Origin of the sequence: Pseudomonas sp. NEEL19 (assembly GCF_028751975.1) — a bacterium.
Lineage (GTDB): Bacteria > Pseudomonadota > Gammaproteobacteria > Pseudomonadales > Pseudomonadaceae > Aquipseudomonas > Aquipseudomonas juntendi.
The window spans coordinates 3,430,541-3,444,790 of the sequence record NZ_CP081491.1 but is presented as its reverse complement, the minus strand read 5'-3'; the positions used below and the strand labels follow the sequence as shown (position 1 = coordinate 3,444,790).

Annotated in this window: 14 protein-coding genes; 4 read left to right on the top strand and 10 right to left on the bottom strand. The window is 63.5% G+C overall.

Translation table 11 applies throughout. The features are described 5' to 3' along the window. Positions 1-57 precede the first annotated feature (57 nt). Positions 58-2,130, bottom strand: a complete 2,073-nt coding sequence (locus K4A76_RS15330) for a TonB-dependent receptor family protein (protein ID WP_274410621.1) — start codon at positions 2,128-2,130, stop codon at positions 58-60. A 219-nt stretch (positions 2,131-2,349) separates the two neighbouring features. Here K4A76_RS15330 and K4A76_RS15325 point away from each other — a divergent pair, with 219 nt between their 5' ends. Genes K4A76_RS15325 through K4A76_RS15315 form a run of 3 tightly spaced genes read left to right on the top strand, consistent with a single transcriptional unit; the run spans position 2,350 to position 3,309 of the window. Then, positions 2,350-2,598, top strand: a complete 249-nt coding sequence (locus K4A76_RS15325; protein WP_029886638.1) for a response regulator transcription factor — start codon at positions 2,350-2,352, stop codon at positions 2,596-2,598. Positions 2,599-2,609: 11 nt separating this feature from the next. Continuing rightward, positions 2,610-2,954, top strand: coding sequence for a head completion/stabilization protein (locus K4A76_RS15320; protein WP_274410620.1), 345 nt, complete (start codon positions 2,610-2,612; stop codon positions 2,952-2,954). After that, entirely contained in the window at positions 2,947-3,309 is a 363-nt protein-coding gene (locus tag K4A76_RS15315) for a hypothetical protein (RefSeq protein WP_274410619.1), read from the top strand. The genes K4A76_RS15320 and K4A76_RS15315 overlap by 8 nt, the downstream gene beginning before the upstream one ends. Here the strand turns inward: K4A76_RS15315 and K4A76_RS15310 are convergent. Next, positions 3,306-3,674: a helix-turn-helix domain-containing protein gene (locus K4A76_RS15310; protein ID WP_274410618.1), complete on the bottom strand. Its 369-nt coding sequence runs from the start codon at positions 3,672-3,674 to the stop codon at positions 3,306-3,308. The genes K4A76_RS15315 and K4A76_RS15310 overlap by 4 nt on opposite strands. A 200-nt stretch (positions 3,675-3,874) precedes the next feature. Between K4A76_RS15310 and K4A76_RS15305 the strand changes: the two genes are divergently transcribed. Continuing rightward, entirely contained in the window at positions 3,875-4,138 is a 264-nt protein-coding gene (locus K4A76_RS15305; RefSeq protein WP_110676793.1) for an ogr/Delta-like zinc finger family protein, read from the top strand. Between the two features lie 78 nt (positions 4,139-4,216). Here the strand turns inward: K4A76_RS15305 and nuoN are convergent, their stop codons facing one another. Genes nuoN through nuoG form a run of 8 tightly spaced genes read right to left on the bottom strand, consistent with a single transcriptional unit; the run spans position 4,217 to position 14,227 of the window. Further along, the gene (nuoN, locus tag K4A76_RS15300; RefSeq protein ID WP_009686417.1) at positions 4,217-5,686 is read right to left on the bottom strand and encodes an NADH-quinone oxidoreductase subunit NuoN; all 1,470 of its coding nucleotides are present in this window, start codon (positions 5,684-5,686) and stop codon (positions 4,217-4,219) included. Between the two features lie 7 nt (positions 5,687-5,693). Further along, positions 5,694-7,226, bottom strand: a complete 1,533-nt coding sequence (nuoM, locus tag K4A76_RS15295) for an NADH-quinone oxidoreductase subunit M (protein ID WP_029886633.1) — start codon at positions 7,224-7,226, stop codon at positions 5,694-5,696. Between the two features lie 49 nt (positions 7,227-7,275). Beyond that, positions 7,276-9,129, bottom strand: coding sequence for an NADH-quinone oxidoreductase subunit L (nuoL, locus tag K4A76_RS15290; protein WP_009686419.1), 1,854 nt, complete (start codon positions 9,127-9,129; stop codon positions 7,276-7,278). After that, positions 9,126-9,434, bottom strand: coding sequence for an NADH-quinone oxidoreductase subunit NuoK (gene nuoK / locus K4A76_RS15285; protein WP_003251446.1), 309 nt, complete (start codon positions 9,432-9,434; stop codon positions 9,126-9,128). The genes nuoL and nuoK overlap by 4 nt, the downstream gene beginning before the upstream one ends. A gap of 3 nt (positions 9,435-9,437) precedes the next feature. Beyond that, complete coding sequence (gene nuoJ, locus K4A76_RS15280) at positions 9,438-9,938, bottom strand: NADH-quinone oxidoreductase subunit J (RefSeq protein WP_054913411.1); 501 nt, start codon at positions 9,936-9,938, stop codon at positions 9,438-9,440. Positions 9,939-9,948: 10 nt separating this feature from the next. Beyond that, the gene (gene nuoI, locus K4A76_RS15275) at positions 9,949-10,497 is read right to left on the bottom strand and encodes an NADH-quinone oxidoreductase subunit NuoI (protein ID WP_016488223.1); all 549 of its coding nucleotides are present in this window, start codon (positions 10,495-10,497) and stop codon (positions 9,949-9,951) included. An 11-nt stretch (positions 10,498-10,508) separates the two neighbouring features. After that, entirely contained in the window at positions 10,509-11,516 is a 1,008-nt protein-coding gene (gene nuoH / locus K4A76_RS15270) for an NADH-quinone oxidoreductase subunit NuoH (RefSeq protein ID WP_029886631.1), read from the bottom strand. Continuing rightward, positions 11,513-14,227 (bottom strand): NADH-quinone oxidoreductase subunit NuoG, encoded by a 2,715-nt coding sequence (gene nuoG / locus K4A76_RS15265; protein WP_274410617.1) that lies wholly within the window; start codon positions 14,225-14,227, stop codon positions 11,513-11,515. The genes nuoH and nuoG overlap by 4 nt, the downstream gene beginning before the upstream one ends. Between the last annotated feature and the right edge of the window lie 23 nt (positions 14,228-14,250).

The window sequence follows — 14,250 nt, the reverse complement described above, 5'->3', positions numbered from 1 at the left end:
TCGTGGGATGCCCCTTGCCGCAGTGGCCTGGCCCGCTGCTGCAAGGGGTGCCATGCGTCAGCGGAAGCTGTAGGAAACCCCGGCGTATACGCTGAAGCCTTCGCCCGGGGTGGAGCGCGCATTGTCATTACCGGCATCGTTGTAGGCGGGCGTCACCGTCGCTGCATAACGCTGGTTGGTGAGGTTGCGCAGGTCCAGCCAGGTCTGCCAGTCCTGGCGGGGTGAATCCCAACCGATGCGCGCGCCGAGCAGGGCATATTCATCAGCGTGGTAGCTGTTGGCGTAGTCCACCTGCACCTTGGACGCCAGCTGGGTATTCACCCCGGCATGGAAACCGTTCGGCCAGTCGTAGCGCAGCTCGGCCTGATAATAGTGCATGGGGATGCCAGGCAGGCGATTGTCACCGAACGCCTCGTCATCGCGGTAGTGGAAGTCACTGAATGTATAGGCCTGGCGCAGGCTCAACTTGCCCGTGCCTGCGCGTTCCCACAAGGTGCTGACGAGGCCGGCTTCCACACCTTGGTGCACCGTGGCGCTGGCATTGAACTCGGAGGTGAAGTTCGGCACCACTTCCACGGCGAGCAGTTCGTGGCGCACCTGTGCGTAGTACCAGGCCAGGTCCCAGCGGCCGATGGCCGAATCGCCACGTGCGCCCACTTCCAGGGTGGTTGCAGTCTGGTTCTGCATTTCGATCGGCTGGATCTGTTTGCCGCCAGCACTCGGTGCGCTCCAGATCAGCGACCAGGGGTGTGGCGGCTCGACCGAACGGCTGAGGTTGCCATACACCTGCAGGTCCGGCCGAAGGTCGTAGCGCAAGCCCACACGGGGGGCGTAATCCCAGTCATGCATGCTCACTTTGCCGCCCTCGGCAGGGTAGGTGACGTCGCTTTCACGCCGGGTGTAGATCATGGCCAGGCCGGTGGTCAGCCACAGGTTGGGCACCAGTTCCAGGTCATTGCCGGCATGCAGCACGGTATCGGAGCCCTGGTAGGTGAAGTCCCGCGTTCTTGCACCGAACACGTCGCCAGTGCGGGCGAACTGCGAGGCGCCGCTGTTTGGCAGGTGTTTGGTGGTGCGCCAGCCGAGAGTGGTCTTGCTCTCGTGGCCGTACAGGCTGTCGCGGCGCGAATAGTTGAGCGTGCCGCTGACGTCGGTATAGGCCACCTTCAGGCGCATCGGCCCTTCGCGCAGGTCCATGGGGTAGTCGTGGTAGACCAGGCCGGCTTCCACCCGCGCGTCATCGTCGAGGTAGAAGGTAGTCTTGTTGCCTACCCAGGTGCTGCCCGGTTGCGGGCGGCTATCGTCACGGGCCAGGTAGGCAGGGTTAGCCGCCCGAGGGTGGTGCTTGATCTGGTCCTTGGTCAGGCGCCCGGCCAGTTCGTTCTCGGTTTGTCGGTAGCGCAGGTAGAAGCGCGTTTCGAGGTTGGGGTTGAAGCGGTAGCCGACATTGGCAGCCACGCCCTTGGCACTGCCGCTGCTGTGAGCCTGGTAACCGTCGTATTCGGCATCGGTCAACGCGACGTAGTAGTCGAGGTTGCCCAGCACCTGGCCCGAGCTGATATGCCGATGCTGGTAGCCGCGGCTGCCCACCTCGTAGCGTACCTGCAGCGGTGCAGCGTCATAGCCAGTGTGGGTGACGTAGTTGATCGCGCCACCCAGTGCCAGCGCGCCCTGATCGAAGCCGTTGGCGCCGCGCAACACTTCGGCGCGGCTCAGCCACAAGGGTTCGAACAGCTCGTAGGGGGTGCCCCCGGGGCCGGTCAATGGCAGCCCGTCGAACATCGTGTAGATGCCAGAGCCATGTGCCCCCGGGGCACGATTGAGGCCTGAGCCGCGGATCGACAACTTGATTCCGTCGTTGCCTGCCGATTGTGCGAACACACCGGGCTGGTAGGCCAGCACATCCTGGTTGCTGGCCACCCGGCCTTGGCCGACGCGTTGCATGTCCACCAGGTTGCTGGCGCCCGGTATTTCGCGCAGGCGCTGGGTGGCGGCCGTCAGTTCGGTCTGCTCCTCGTCGGTGATCAGAACCTGGTCGAGCTCGACCGAGGGTGCCGCCACGGCGGGCTGGGTGGCGCCCATGGCAGCCAGCAGGCCCAGGCAGGATGACAGGGGCATAACGCGACGCATTGTACGACTCCAGGCGAAAAGCGAATGGACAACGGCGTTGAGACGAGCGAAATGCCGCCGGGAGCACGAAGAAAAGCACACATTTTCCCGCTGCTTTCGTCAGACGCTTTTGTACGAAAGTTCTTTACAAGCGGCGGCGATGGAGGCTGCCGCCCGGGCTTCGTAAGGTGAACGCAGATCGGCAAGCGTGCCGTGCTCACTCACCCGTGGAGTTTAAACATGACCGACAACGCTCGACATTCGCAGCACCCTCCGGCGGACGCCCCGGTGCGCCTGACACCACGTGAACAGCAGGTGCTGCTGTGGTGCGCCTATGGCAAGAGTTCCTGGGAAATCGGGCAGATCCTGGCGTGCAAGGAGTCGACCGTGAATTTCCACGTGTCCAACATCCTGCGCAAATTCGATGTGCCCACCCGGGTAGCTGCAGTGATCAAGGCTATCCGTTACGGCATGCTGGCCGAGCAATGAGGAGGTGACGCATGAGTACCGATCGCCTACCACGCATTGCCGATAGCCACGACCCGTTCTGGCCCCGGGTGGACTTGGGCAGGTTGCATGAACGCCTGAAGCTGCAGCAGCCAGTCAGTGATGCGGCGCTGGAGGTGGCCGCGCGCTGTGCCGTGATTGCTGCGGCAAGCGAGTTCGCCCGCTGGCGAGCGGCGCTGCGTGAGCGGGGCTACCAACGCCTCGAGGACGTGACCGGGCATGACCATGGGCGCGCCTTGCACGTGTGTTACACCCGTTTTGTCGAAGCCGCGATCCTGCATACCTTGGGTTCCGCGCCTTGCCTGGCTGGACCGCGACGAGGGCTGAAACATGCCTGAACAATGGTTCTGCGACCACTTGGGTTCAACCCTGGCGCAGATGCTGGGGGTGGATGGCAATGTGTTGTTCGCCGCGCTGCTGGGGGCGTTGCTGGTCAGTGCCGCACGCGACCGGTTGATCACCAACACCGCCAAGCGCCTGACACTGTCCAAGAAACTCTTGCTGGTGTTCGTCACCGTAGGCGTGGGCCATTTGTTCGAGCCGCTGATTTCGGAGTCGGTGCCTTTGCTGTCACGTGGCATGGCCGGCTTTGTGGCAGCGGTAATCGTCATTCCGGTGAGCTTGAAGGTCATGGTGCTGGTCGACACCCTCGACCCGCGTGAACTGATCCAGCGCTGGCGAAAACGGGGTTAGCCCGTCAGCTCGCTCAACTGCTGTTCCAGTTGCCGGATTCGCTGCTTGTCTTCGATGAACAGCAAGATGGCTTGGCGGTCGCTGGGCGACAAGGTGCGCAGGCGCTCAAGCACATCGGCTTCCCAACCTGCCGGCCCTCGGCTTGCCGGGGCCTGCTCGCCATGGCCTAGCAGAAGCCAGTCCAGCGAGCAGGCGTGTTGCCTGGCGATCTCGATGCAAAGGGAATAGGGAATGCTATCGCGCACCTTCCAGCTGCTGAGCGTTTGCGGGCTCACAGACAGTGCGCGCGAAAGATCGGCGTCGGACTGCGCGCCGGTTAGAAGCTTGAGCCGCGTGAGCACCGCAGCCAGTACGTGAGTACTCATAACAAATATCCATGACTGGTTTAATGATATTCCATGGGCTTAAACTACTCGTTATGAATACAGCCCTGCGTTTTAAGGAGCATTTCTGCAATGAGAAACACCAAACTGAAGAATAGTCCCGATTTTGTGGCCAATACTGACACACTCCGGCGAGCATTCTCACTGAAGTTGAACCTGAACAGTGCTTGCAGGTACCTGCCGTGAGTACTTACAAGCTTGTCTGCCCGCACTGCCACAGCAGGATGCGCATCCGCACCAGTGAAGGTCGCCATATTTTCCTGCGCATTGCTTATTTGCAATGCACAACCGAGGCCTGTGGCTGGTCGGTACGTGCCGAATTCGAAATGACCCATGAACTGTCGCCCAGCGGCATGCCCAACCCGGAAGTCTACCTGCCTTCAGCCAATGGTGATTTGCGCAAGGCGGCCCTGCCGGGCGCAGGGCTGGGTAGCCCTGGTGAATGAGCTGGCATGCTCAGCGACCTAAAACACGCACATAAAAAAACACCCCGCATCAGCGGGGTGTTTTCATTGCCAGGGCAATCAGCCGATCAGTTGCAGGCCGGCTTGCTGGACCATTTCCAGCAGGGGTTGCGGGTACACACCCAGTACGAAAGCAAGAATGGCGATGGCCAGCAGCATGACGCCACCGGTGCGCTGCTCCCACTTCAGCGGTGCGTCGTGGCGACGCAGATTCGGCTCGACCAGGTACAGGGTGACCATGACCCGCAGGTAGTAGTACACGCCGATGGCGCTGCCGATCACCAGGGCCCCAACCAGCCACCACAGGTGCGACTCGACACCGGTGGCGATGATGTAGAACTTGCCGATGAAACCGGCGGTCAGCGGGATGCCCGCCAGCGACAGCATCATCACGGTCAGCACTGCAGTCAGGTACGGGCGGCGCCAGAACAGGCCGCGGTATTCGTACAGGGCATCGGCGTCACGGCCACCATAGGGCGAGGACATCAGGGTGATGACCCCGAAGGCGCCCAGGCTGGTGATCACGTAGGTGACCAGGTACACGCCCATGGCTTCCAAGGCCAGGCCCTTGCTAGCGATTAGGGCGATGAGCAGGTAACCGAAGTGGGCGATGGACGAGTAACCGAGCAGGCGCTTGAGGTTGCTCTGGGTCAGCGCCAGCAGGTTACCGACCAGGATGGAGGCAACGGCGATGACCGCCAGTACGGTGCTCAGCACGCCGCTGCTGGCAGCAGGGGAGAGCATGAACAGGCGCACGACCACGGCGAACACCGCGACCTTGCTGGCGGTTGCCAGGAACGCGGCAACCGGCGCCGGGGCGCCTTCGTACACGTCCGGTGTCCACAGGTGGAAAGGTACCAGCGACAGCTTGAAGGCCAGGCCGACCAGCATCATGCCCAGGCCCAGTTGGGCCACCAGGCTTGGCATGCTGGTAGCCGCCAGGGCCTTGCCGATCTGGTCGAAGCTCAGGCTGCCGGCGTCGGCGTACAGCAGGGCCATGCCGAACAGCAGGAACGCTGAACCGGCCGCCGACAGCACCATGTACTTGATACCGGCTTCCAGCGAGCGCTTGTTGAAGAACGCATAGGCCACCAGGCCGTAGACCGGCACCGACAGCAGCTCCAGGCCGATGAACAGCCCCGCCAGGTGGTTGGCGCTGACCAGCACCAGGCCACCGAGTGCCGACATCAGCAGCAGCAGGTAGAGCTCTTCACGGTTGCCCGGGAAGCCTTTGGAGCCTTCGCCCAGGTAGGCGTGGGCCAGGGTGACGCAAGCCAGCGTGGCCACCAGGATGATCGCCATGTACAGGCAGGCGAACTTGTCGATGGTCAGCAGCGGGGTGACCGCCAACGGTGCCACCTTCAGCACCGGCAGGATCGACAGCAGCGCCAGGTTCAGGCCCACGGTGGACAGCAGGAAGGTTTGCGAGTGGTTGCGCTTCCAGGCGATCGCCAGCATCACCACCACCGTGGTGATGGTGGTGATCAGCATCGGCGCCAATGCGATGAAGTGTTGAGTGGTGAATTCCATAGCGCTCTTACCGGGCCGAAGCGAGTTGAGTGAAAGCGGAGCCGAGCCACTGCTGCACACCACTCATGGTGGCGGCAGAGGTGTCGAGGAATGGCTGCGGATACACGCCCAGCAGGATCAGCAGGACCGCAAGGCCCAGCACCATGATCAGCTCGCGACCGTCCATGCCGGCCAGTACGGTGTCGCTCTTGGCCGGGCCGAAGTAGGCGCGGTGGATCATGATCAGCGAGTACACCGAGCCAAATACCAGGCCGGTGGTGGCGATCACGGTGATCCACGGTACATGCACGAAGCTGCCGAGCAGGATCAGGAACTCGCCGACGAAGTTGCCGGTGCCGGGCAGGCCCAGCGAGGCAGCGGCGAAGAACAGGCTGATGGCGGGCAGGTAGGCGATACGGTGCCACAGGCCGCCCATCTGGCGCATGTCACGGGTGTGCAGGCGCTCGTACAGCTGGCCCGACAGGATGAACAGCGCGGCAGCCGACAGGCCGTGGGCCAGCATCTGGATCACCGCGCCTTGCAGGGCCTGCTGGCTGCCGGAGTAGATACCGATCAGCACGAAGCCCATGTGCGAGACGCTGGAGAAGGCGATCAGGCGCTTGATGTCGGTTTGCGCGAAAGCCAGGAACGCACCGTAGAAGATGCCGATCAGGCCCAGGGTCATGGCAATCGGCGCGAACTCGGCCGAGGCGTTCGGGAACAGCGGCAGGGCGAAGCGCAGCAGGCCATAGGCCGCAGTCTTCAGCAGGATACCGGCCAGGTCCACGGAACCTGCAGTGGGCGCCTGGGCGTGAGCGTCAGGCAACCAGGAGTGGAACGGCACCACCGGCAGCTTCACCGCAAAGGCGATGAAGAAGCCCAGCATCAGCAGGTATTCCACGCCCGCAGGCAACTGGGCCTTGAGCAGGTCGCTGTAGTTGAAGGTGAGCACGCCGGTGGTGTTGTAGTTGACCAGGACCAGGCCAAGGATCGCCACCAGCATGATCAGGCCGCTGGCCTGGGTGAAGATGAAGAACTTGGTCGCCGCGTAGATCCGGGTCTTCTTGCCATCTGCCGAGCTGTGACCCCAGAGCGCGATGAGGAAGTACATCGGCACCAGCATCATTTCCCAGAAGAAGAAGAACAGGAACAGGTCCAGTGCCAGGAACACACCGACCACGCCGCCCAGGATCCACATCAGGTTGAGGTGGAAGAAGCCGACGTGACGCTGGATTTCTTTCCACGAGCACAGGACCGACAGCACACCGAGCAGGCCGGTAAGCAGGATCATCAGCAGCGACAGGCCATCGAGGGCCAGGTGGATGCTGATGCCGAAGCGCTGGATCCACTGGACTTTGTATTCCAGGGCCCAGGCCGGTTCGGCGCCAGGTGCGGGGGCGAGGGTGTAATCGCCGTGAGCCCACAGCCACAGGCCGATGCCTAGCAGCAGGGACATGGTCAGCAGCGCGATCCAGCGCGGCAGGGTGGCGCCGAAGCGCTCACCCAGCCAGCACAGGAAGCCGCCGATGAAGGGGATCAGGATCAGCCAAGGCAAAATCATGACGGGTTCGTTTCCTTTTGCAGGGTCGCAAGGTTCGCAAAGTTCATGGTCATACCGCAGCCACTACCACAGCGCCGAGTACCAGCACTGCGCCAACGGCGATCGAGGCGGTGTACCAGCGCAGTTGGCCAGTCTCGGTCTTGCTCATGGCGACGTGGCCGCCGCGAGCCAGGCGAGGGATGAGGCCAATGCCGCGGTCAACCGGATCCTTGCGCAGCATGTGGCTGATCAGCAGGTAAGGTTTGACGAACAGCTTGTCGTAGATCCAGTCGAAGCCCCAGGCAGCGAACCACCAGGCCGAAAGCACACGGCCGATGCTGCTGTTGGCCACCGCACTGACGAAGCTGCGCTTGCCCAGGAACAGCAGGGCTGCCAGCAGGATACCGGCAATGGCGATCGACCCCGAGGTGATTTCCAGCGCGTGCTTGGCGGCGCCACCGGCATGGCCGGCGCTTTCAGGCAGCACGCCGGCCAGCGGTGGGGTGATCCAGGCACCGATGAAGGTCGACAGCACGATCAGTACGCCCAGCGGCAGCCAGTGGCTGATGCCGTGGCCGGCATGCGCTTCGGTCTTGGCTTCGCCGTGGAAGGCGATGAAGATCAGGCGGAAGGTGTACAGCGAGGTCATGAACGCGCCCACCAGGCCGGCGTACAGCAGGCCGGTGTTGCCACTGGCGAAGGCTTCCCAGAGGATCTCGTCCTTGGAGTAGAAGCCTACCGTCACGATCGGCAGGGCGGCCAGGGCCGCGCCACCGACCACGAAGCTGGCATAGGCCAGGGGCAGTTTCTTCCACAGGCCGCCCATCTTGAAGATGTTCTGCTCGTGGTGGCAGGCAACGATCACCGCACCGGAGGCCAGGAACAGCAGTGCCTTGAAGAACGCGTGGGTCATCAGGTGGAAGATCGCCGCGTCCCAGGCACCGACGCCCAGGGCCAGGAACATGTAGCCGATCTGGCTCATGGTCGAGTAGGCGAGGATACGCTTGATGTCGGTTTGCACCAGCGCAGCGAAGCCGGCCAGTACCAGGGTCACGCCACCGACTACGCCTACCAGGTGCAGGATGTCGGGTGCCAGCAGGAACAGGCCGTTGGTACGGGCGATCAGGTACACGCCCGCAGTCACCATGGTCGCGGCGTGGATCAGTGCCGAAACCGGGGTCGGGCCGGCCATCGCGTCCGCCAGCCAGGTCTGCAGTGGCAGCTGGGCCGATTTACCCACCGCACCGCCCAGCAGCATCAGCGTTGCCAGCACCATCCAGGTGTCGCCCGCCTGGAATTTCTGTGGTGCCAGCACCAGCAGCTCCTGCACGTTCAAGGTACCCAGCTGGGCGAACAGGATGAACAGGCCGATGGCCATGAACACGTCGCCGATGCGGGTGACGATGAATGCCTTGAGCGCGGCATTACCGTTGTTGCGGTTGCTGTAGTAGAAGCCGATCAACAGGTACGAGCACAGGCCCACGCCTTCCCAGCCGAAGTAGATGAACAGCAGGTTATCGCCAAGGATCAGGAACAGCATGCTGGCGATGAACAGGTTGGTGTACGAGAAGAAGCGCGAGTAGCCGGCTTCGCCACGCATGTACCAGGAGGCGAACAGGTGGATCAGGAAGCCGACACCGGTGACCACGCCGAGCATGGTGACCGACAGGCCGTCCAGGTACAGGGTGAAGTTCGGCGCGAAGCCGTCCACCGACATCCACTGCCATAGCAACTGGCTGTAAGCGCCGCCTTCAGGTGGGGCGACGTTGAATTGCCAGATGACGTAGGCGGCCGTGGCCGCCGACAGGCCTACCGAGCCGACGCCGATCAGCGCGGACAGGTTCTCCGAGAACCGTCCGCGCGAGAACGACAGCAGCAGGAAGCCGATGAGGGGAAAGACGAAAGTCAGGAAGAGAAGGTTCATCCGCGCATCTCACTGGCAGCATCGATGTCGAGAGTGTGGAACCGGCGGTACAGCTGCAGCAGGATGGCCAGGCCAATGCTGGCCTCGGCAGCTGCCAGGCTGATCACCAGAATGAACATCACCTGGCCGTCGGGCTGGACCCAACGGGCCCCGGCGACGACGAACGCCAGGGCAGAGGCGTTCATCATGACTTCCAGGCTCATGAGCACGAAGAGGATGTTGCGGCGGACCATCAGGCCAACCAGACCTAAGCAGAACAGGATGCCGGCGACTGCCAGGCCATGTTCGAGAGGGATAGCACCCATGATTTACTCCTTCGCCTCGTTGCGGCCCAGGTGGAAGGCGGTCACAGCTGCCGCCAGCAGCAGCATCGACGCCAGTTCGACCACCAGCAGGTAGGGGCCGAACAGGCTGACCCCCACGGCTTTCGGGCCCACGGTGGTGCCGCTGATGCCGGCGCCGCTCGGGCTGACGAACAGCACGTACAGCAGCTCTGCCAGCAGCAGGGCGCCAAGGATGACCGGCCCGGCCCAGATGCCGGGCTTGAGCCAGCCGCGCTCCTGGGCCACCGAAGCCGGCCCGAGGTTGAGCATCATCACCACGAACACGAACAGCACCATGATGGCGCCGGCGTAGGCGATCACTTCCAGGGCACCGGCGAACGGTGCACCCAGGGAGAAGAAGATCATGGCCACGGAAATCAGCGAAATGATCAGGTAAAGCAAGGCGTGCACGGGGTTGGTGCCGGTCACCACCCGAAGGGTGGACACCACGGCGATCCCGGATGCGAAGTAGAAAGCGAATTCCATCTTTCTGTCCTTATGGGAGCAAGCTCTTCACGTTGATCGGCTCGGCTTCGTTCTGTGCAGCGCCTTTCGGCTTGCCAGCGATGGCCATGCCCGCAACACGGTAGAAGTTGTAGTCAGGGTTCTTGCCGGGGCCGGAAATCAGCAGATCTTCTTTCTCGTACACCAGGTCCTGACGCTTGAACTCGGCCATTTCGAAATCCGGAGTCAGCTGGATCGCGGTGGTCGGGCACGCTTCTTCACACAGGCCGCAGAAGATGCAGCGCGAGAAGTTGATGCGGAAGAACTCCGGGTACCAGCGGCCGTCCTCGGTTTCGGCTTTCTGCAGCGAGATGCAGCCGACCGGGCAGGCCACCGCGCAGAGGTTGCACGCTACGCAGCGCTCCTCGCCGTCGGGGTCGCGGGTGAGCACGATGCGGCCGCGGTAGCGCGGCGGCAGGTACACGGGCTCTTCGGGGTACTGCAGGGTGTCGCGTTTGCGAAACCCGTGGGAGAACACCATGGCCAGGCTGCGCAGCTGGGTGCCGGTGCCTTTAACGATGTCGCCGATATACTTGAACATGGGTCAAATCCTCACTGGGCCGCGACGGCTGGCGTGTTGTAGAGCACGAGCGCAGCGGTCACCAGCAAATTGATCAGGGTCAGCGGCAGGCAGAACTTCCAGCTGAAGTCCATCACCTGGTCATAGCGTGGGCGCGGGATCGAGGCGCGCAGCAGGATGAACAGCATGATGAAGAACGCGGTCTTCAATGCGAACCACAGGAACGGCAGTTGCGGCAGGATGCCGAACGGGCCGTGCCAGCCGCCGAAGAACAGGGTCACCAGCAGCGCCGAGATGAGGATGATGCCGATGTACTCACCGACGAAGAACATGCCCCACTTCATGCCGGCATACTCGATGTGGTAGCCGTCGGCCAGTTCCTGTTCTGCTTCCGGCTGGTCGAACGGGTGACGGTGAGTCACGGCCACGCCAGCGATGAAGAAGGTGCAGAAGCCGAAGAACTGCGGAATGATGAACCACAGGTTCTGCGCCTGGTACTCGACGATGTCGCGCATGTTGAACGAGCCCACCTGCACCACCACGCCCATCAGCGCCAGGCCCAGGAACACTTCGTATGACACGGTCTGTGCCGAAGCCCGCAAGCTGCCCAGCAGGGCGTACTTGTTGTTCGACGACCATCCGGCAAACAGCACCGCGTAGACCGACAAGCCGGCCATGGCGAAGAAGAACAGCAGGCCGATGTTCAGGTCGGCGACGCCCCAGCCCGGGGTGATCGGGATGATCGAGAAGCCGATCAGCAGGGCGCTCATGGCCACCACTGGCGCCAGGGTGAAGATCATCTTGTCGACGAAGGGCGGGTTCCAGTCTTCCTTGAAGAACATCTTCAGCATGTCGGCTGCGATCTGGAACATGCCGAACGGGCCGACACGGTTCGGACCGTAGCGGTCCTGCCACCAGCCCAGCAAGCGGCGTTCGACGAAGCTGAGCAGGGCGCCGCAGACCACCACGGCCAACAGCACCACGATAGCCTTGACGACCTGGATGATCACATCGATCACTTCGGGGGTGAACCAGCTCATTGTGCTGCCTCCTGCAGACCTTCGACGGGTGCACCGAAGATGGCAGGCGGAATGCCGGCCAGGCCTTTCGGCAGCGCGACCAGGCCAGCGCCCAGCTCTTCATTGATACGCAGCGGCAGGCGCAGGGCCACACCGGCAACGGTCAGGCTCAGCAGGGCACCTTCGTTGACGCCCAGGCGGTCGGCCTCGGACTTGGCCAGGGCCACGTAGGCCGCCGGAATACGCTGTTGCACCGGAGCGGCGCGCGAGGAACTTTCTTCGCTGCCGAACAGGTGGAAGAACGGTACGGCAGTCCAGGTGCCACGGGCCGGGTTGAAGGCGCCCGGAATGGCGCTGAACCAGTTCAGGCGGTCGCCTTGCGACTCGATCAGGCGCACGCCCGGGTCACCAGCACGCAGGTGGCCACCGACCTCGTCCTGGAACTTGTTCCAGGCTTGCGGCGAGTTCCAGCCCGGCGACCAGGCGAACGGCACCTGCTGGCGCGGTTCGGCCGAGCCCGAGTAGCCTTCCATGGAGAAGGCGAACGCGGTGTCCTTGTCTTGCGGGGTACGTGGCTCGTGCACGCTGATGTTGGCGCGCATGGCGGTACGGCCGGAGTAGCGCAGCGGCTCGCGGGCCAGCTTCATGCCCTTGATGCGGAACGCGGCGCTTGGCGCGGCATTGACGATGCCGGCCAGTTGCGGCGCGGCAGCCGCACAGGCGCTGGTGACGTGGTCCAGTTGCGTCCAGTCGACCGGCTTGTTCAGCAGGGTGGCACGCAGGGCGTGCATCCAGCGCCAGCCTTCGTGGATCTGGATGCTGCTGTCCAGGTACTGCGGGTCGAACACCTGGAAGAAGCGCTGGGCACGGCCTTCCTGGCTGACCAGGGTACCGTCGCCTTCGGCGAACGAGGCGGCCGGCAACACCAGGTGGGCGCGGTCGACCGTCGGGGTTTTCGAGTGGTCGGCGACGATCACCACTTTGGCGGCCGCCAGGGCTGCGTCGACCTTGGCAGCCGCTACGCGGGCGTACAGGTCGTTTTCCAGCACCACGATCGCATCGGCTTTGCCGCTGATGACGGCGTCCAGCGCGGCATCCACCGACTCGCCACCGAGCATGGCCAGGCCGATGCTGTTGGCCTCTGGCACCACCAGGCTCAGGGAGCCGTTTTTCTCGCGCAGCTTCAGGGCCTTGGCGATGTTGGCGGCGGCTTCGATCAGGGCCGGGTGGGCCAGCGAAGTGCCCGCTACCACCAATGGGCGCTTGGCGGCCACCAGGGCGTCGGCGATGCGCTGGGCCAGGGCTTTGGCTTCGGCGTCCAGGCCTTCGACAGCCGGGGCGCTCGGGTCGATGGCGTGAGCCACTGCGAAGCCGAGGCGGGCCAGGTCGGCGGGGGCTGCGTGCACGCACTCTTCAGCCACGTCGTCCAGCTTGGTTTGCGCCAGCGAAGCGATGAACAGCGGGTACAGCGCGTGCTGGCCGATGTTCTTCACGGCAGCGTCGAGCCAAGGCTGCACCTTCATCGCTTCGGCCATGGCCTCGGCCTTGCCCTTGGTCGCCTGGCGCACAGCCAGGGCGACGCGGGCAGCGGTCTGGGTCAGGTCTTCACCCAGCACGAACACGGCGTCGTGGTCTTCGATGTCGCGCAGGGTCGGCACCGGCAGCGGGCTGTTGTTCAGCACGTCCAGAGCCAGGCGCACCCGGGCCAGCTCGCCAGCTTCCATGCCCGAGTAGAAGTACTCGGCACCGACCAGCTCACGCAGGCCGTAGTTGCTTTCGAGGCTGGCGCGTGGCGAACCGATGCCGACGATGGTGCGGCCGCGCAGCAGGTCGGCGGCCTTGTCCAGGGCGGCGTCCAGGCCCAGCTTGGTGCCGTCGGCCAGTTGTGGCTGGCGCGGGCGGTCCGTGCGGTTGACGTAACCGTAGCCAAAGCGGCCGCGGTCGCACAGGAAGTACTGGTTCACCGAACCGTTGAAGCGGTTTTCGATACGGCGCAGCTCGCCGTAGCGCTCGCCTGGGCTGATGTTGCAGCCGCTGGAGCAGCCATGGCAGATGCTCGGGGCAAACTGCATGTCCCACTTGCGGTTGTAGCGCTCGGAGTGGGTCTTGTCGGTGAACACGCCCGTTGGGCAGACTTCGGTCAGGTTGCCGGAGAACTCGCTTTCCAGCACGCCGTCTTCGACGCGACCGAAGTACACGTTGTCGTGGGCGCCGTAGACACCCAGGTCGGTCCCGCCGGCGTAGTCCTTGTAGTAGCGCACGCAGCGGTAGCAGGCGATGCAGCGGTTCATCTCATGGGCGATGAACGGGCCGAGGTCCTGGTTCTGGTGGGTACGCTTGGTGAAACGGTAGCGGCGCTCGTTGTGGCCGGTCATTACCGTCATGTCCTGCAGGTGGCAGTGACCGCCTTCCTCGCACACCGGGCAGTCGTGCGGGTGGTTGGTCATCAGCCATTCGACGACGCTGGCGCGGAACGCCTTGGACTCTTCATCGTCGATGGAGATCCAGGTGCCGTCGGAAGCAGGGGTCATGCAGGACATGACGATACGACCACGGGTGTCGTTCTCGTCGGTGTACTGCTTCACCGCGCACTGCCGGCAGGCACCCACGCTACCAAGCGCGGGGTGCCAGCAGAAATAAGGGATGTCGAGGCCGAGTGACAGACACGCCTGTAAAAGGTTGTCAGCACCGTTGACTTCGAGCGCTTTGCCGTCTACGTGGATAGTGGCCATTGTTCAAAGTTCTTCGTTGGCCC

Bases quoted from the DNA above. Each gene is read 5' to 3' on its own strand.
- K4A76_RS15330 (WP_274410621.1), bottom strand. From the start codon at position 2,130: ATGCGTCGCGTTATGCCCCTGTCATCCTGCCTGGGCCTGCTGGCTGCC.
- K4A76_RS15325 (WP_029886638.1), top strand. From the start codon at position 2,350: ATGACCGACAACGCTCGACATTCGCAGCACCCTCCGGCGGACGCCCCG.
- K4A76_RS15320 (WP_274410620.1), top strand. From the start codon at position 2,610: ATGAGTACCGATCGCCTACCACGCATTGCCGATAGCCACGACCCGTTC.
- K4A76_RS15315 (WP_274410619.1), top strand. From the start codon at position 2,947: ATGCCTGAACAATGGTTCTGCGACCACTTGGGTTCAACCCTGGCGCAG.
- K4A76_RS15310 (WP_274410618.1), bottom strand. From the start codon at position 3,674: ATGAGTACTCACGTACTGGCTGCGGTGCTCACGCGGCTCAAGCTTCTA.
- nuoN (WP_009686417.1), bottom strand. From the start codon at position 5,686: ATGGAATTCACCACTCAACACTTCATCGCATTGGCGCCGATGCTGATC.
- nuoM (WP_029886633.1), bottom strand. From the start codon at position 7,226: ATGATTTTGCCTTGGCTGATCCTGATCCCCTTCATCGGCGGCTTCCTG.
- nuoL (WP_009686419.1), bottom strand. From the start codon at position 9,129: ATGAACCTTCTCTTCCTGACTTTCGTCTTTCCCCTCATCGGCTTCCTG.
- nuoK (WP_003251446.1), bottom strand. From the start codon at position 9,434: ATGGGTGCTATCCCTCTCGAACATGGCCTGGCAGTCGCCGGCATCCTG.
- nuoJ (WP_054913411.1), bottom strand. From the start codon at position 9,938: ATGGAATTCGCTTTCTACTTCGCATCCGGGATCGCCGTGGTGTCCACC.
- nuoI (WP_016488223.1), bottom strand. From the start codon at position 10,497: ATGTTCAAGTATATCGGCGACATCGTTAAAGGCACCGGCACCCAGCTG.
- nuoH (WP_029886631.1), bottom strand. From the start codon at position 11,516: ATGAGCTGGTTCACCCCCGAAGTGATCGATGTGATCATCCAGGTCGTC.
- nuoG (WP_274410617.1), bottom strand. From the start codon at position 14,227: ATGGCCACTATCCACGTAGACGGCAAAGCGCTCGAAGTCAACGGTGCT.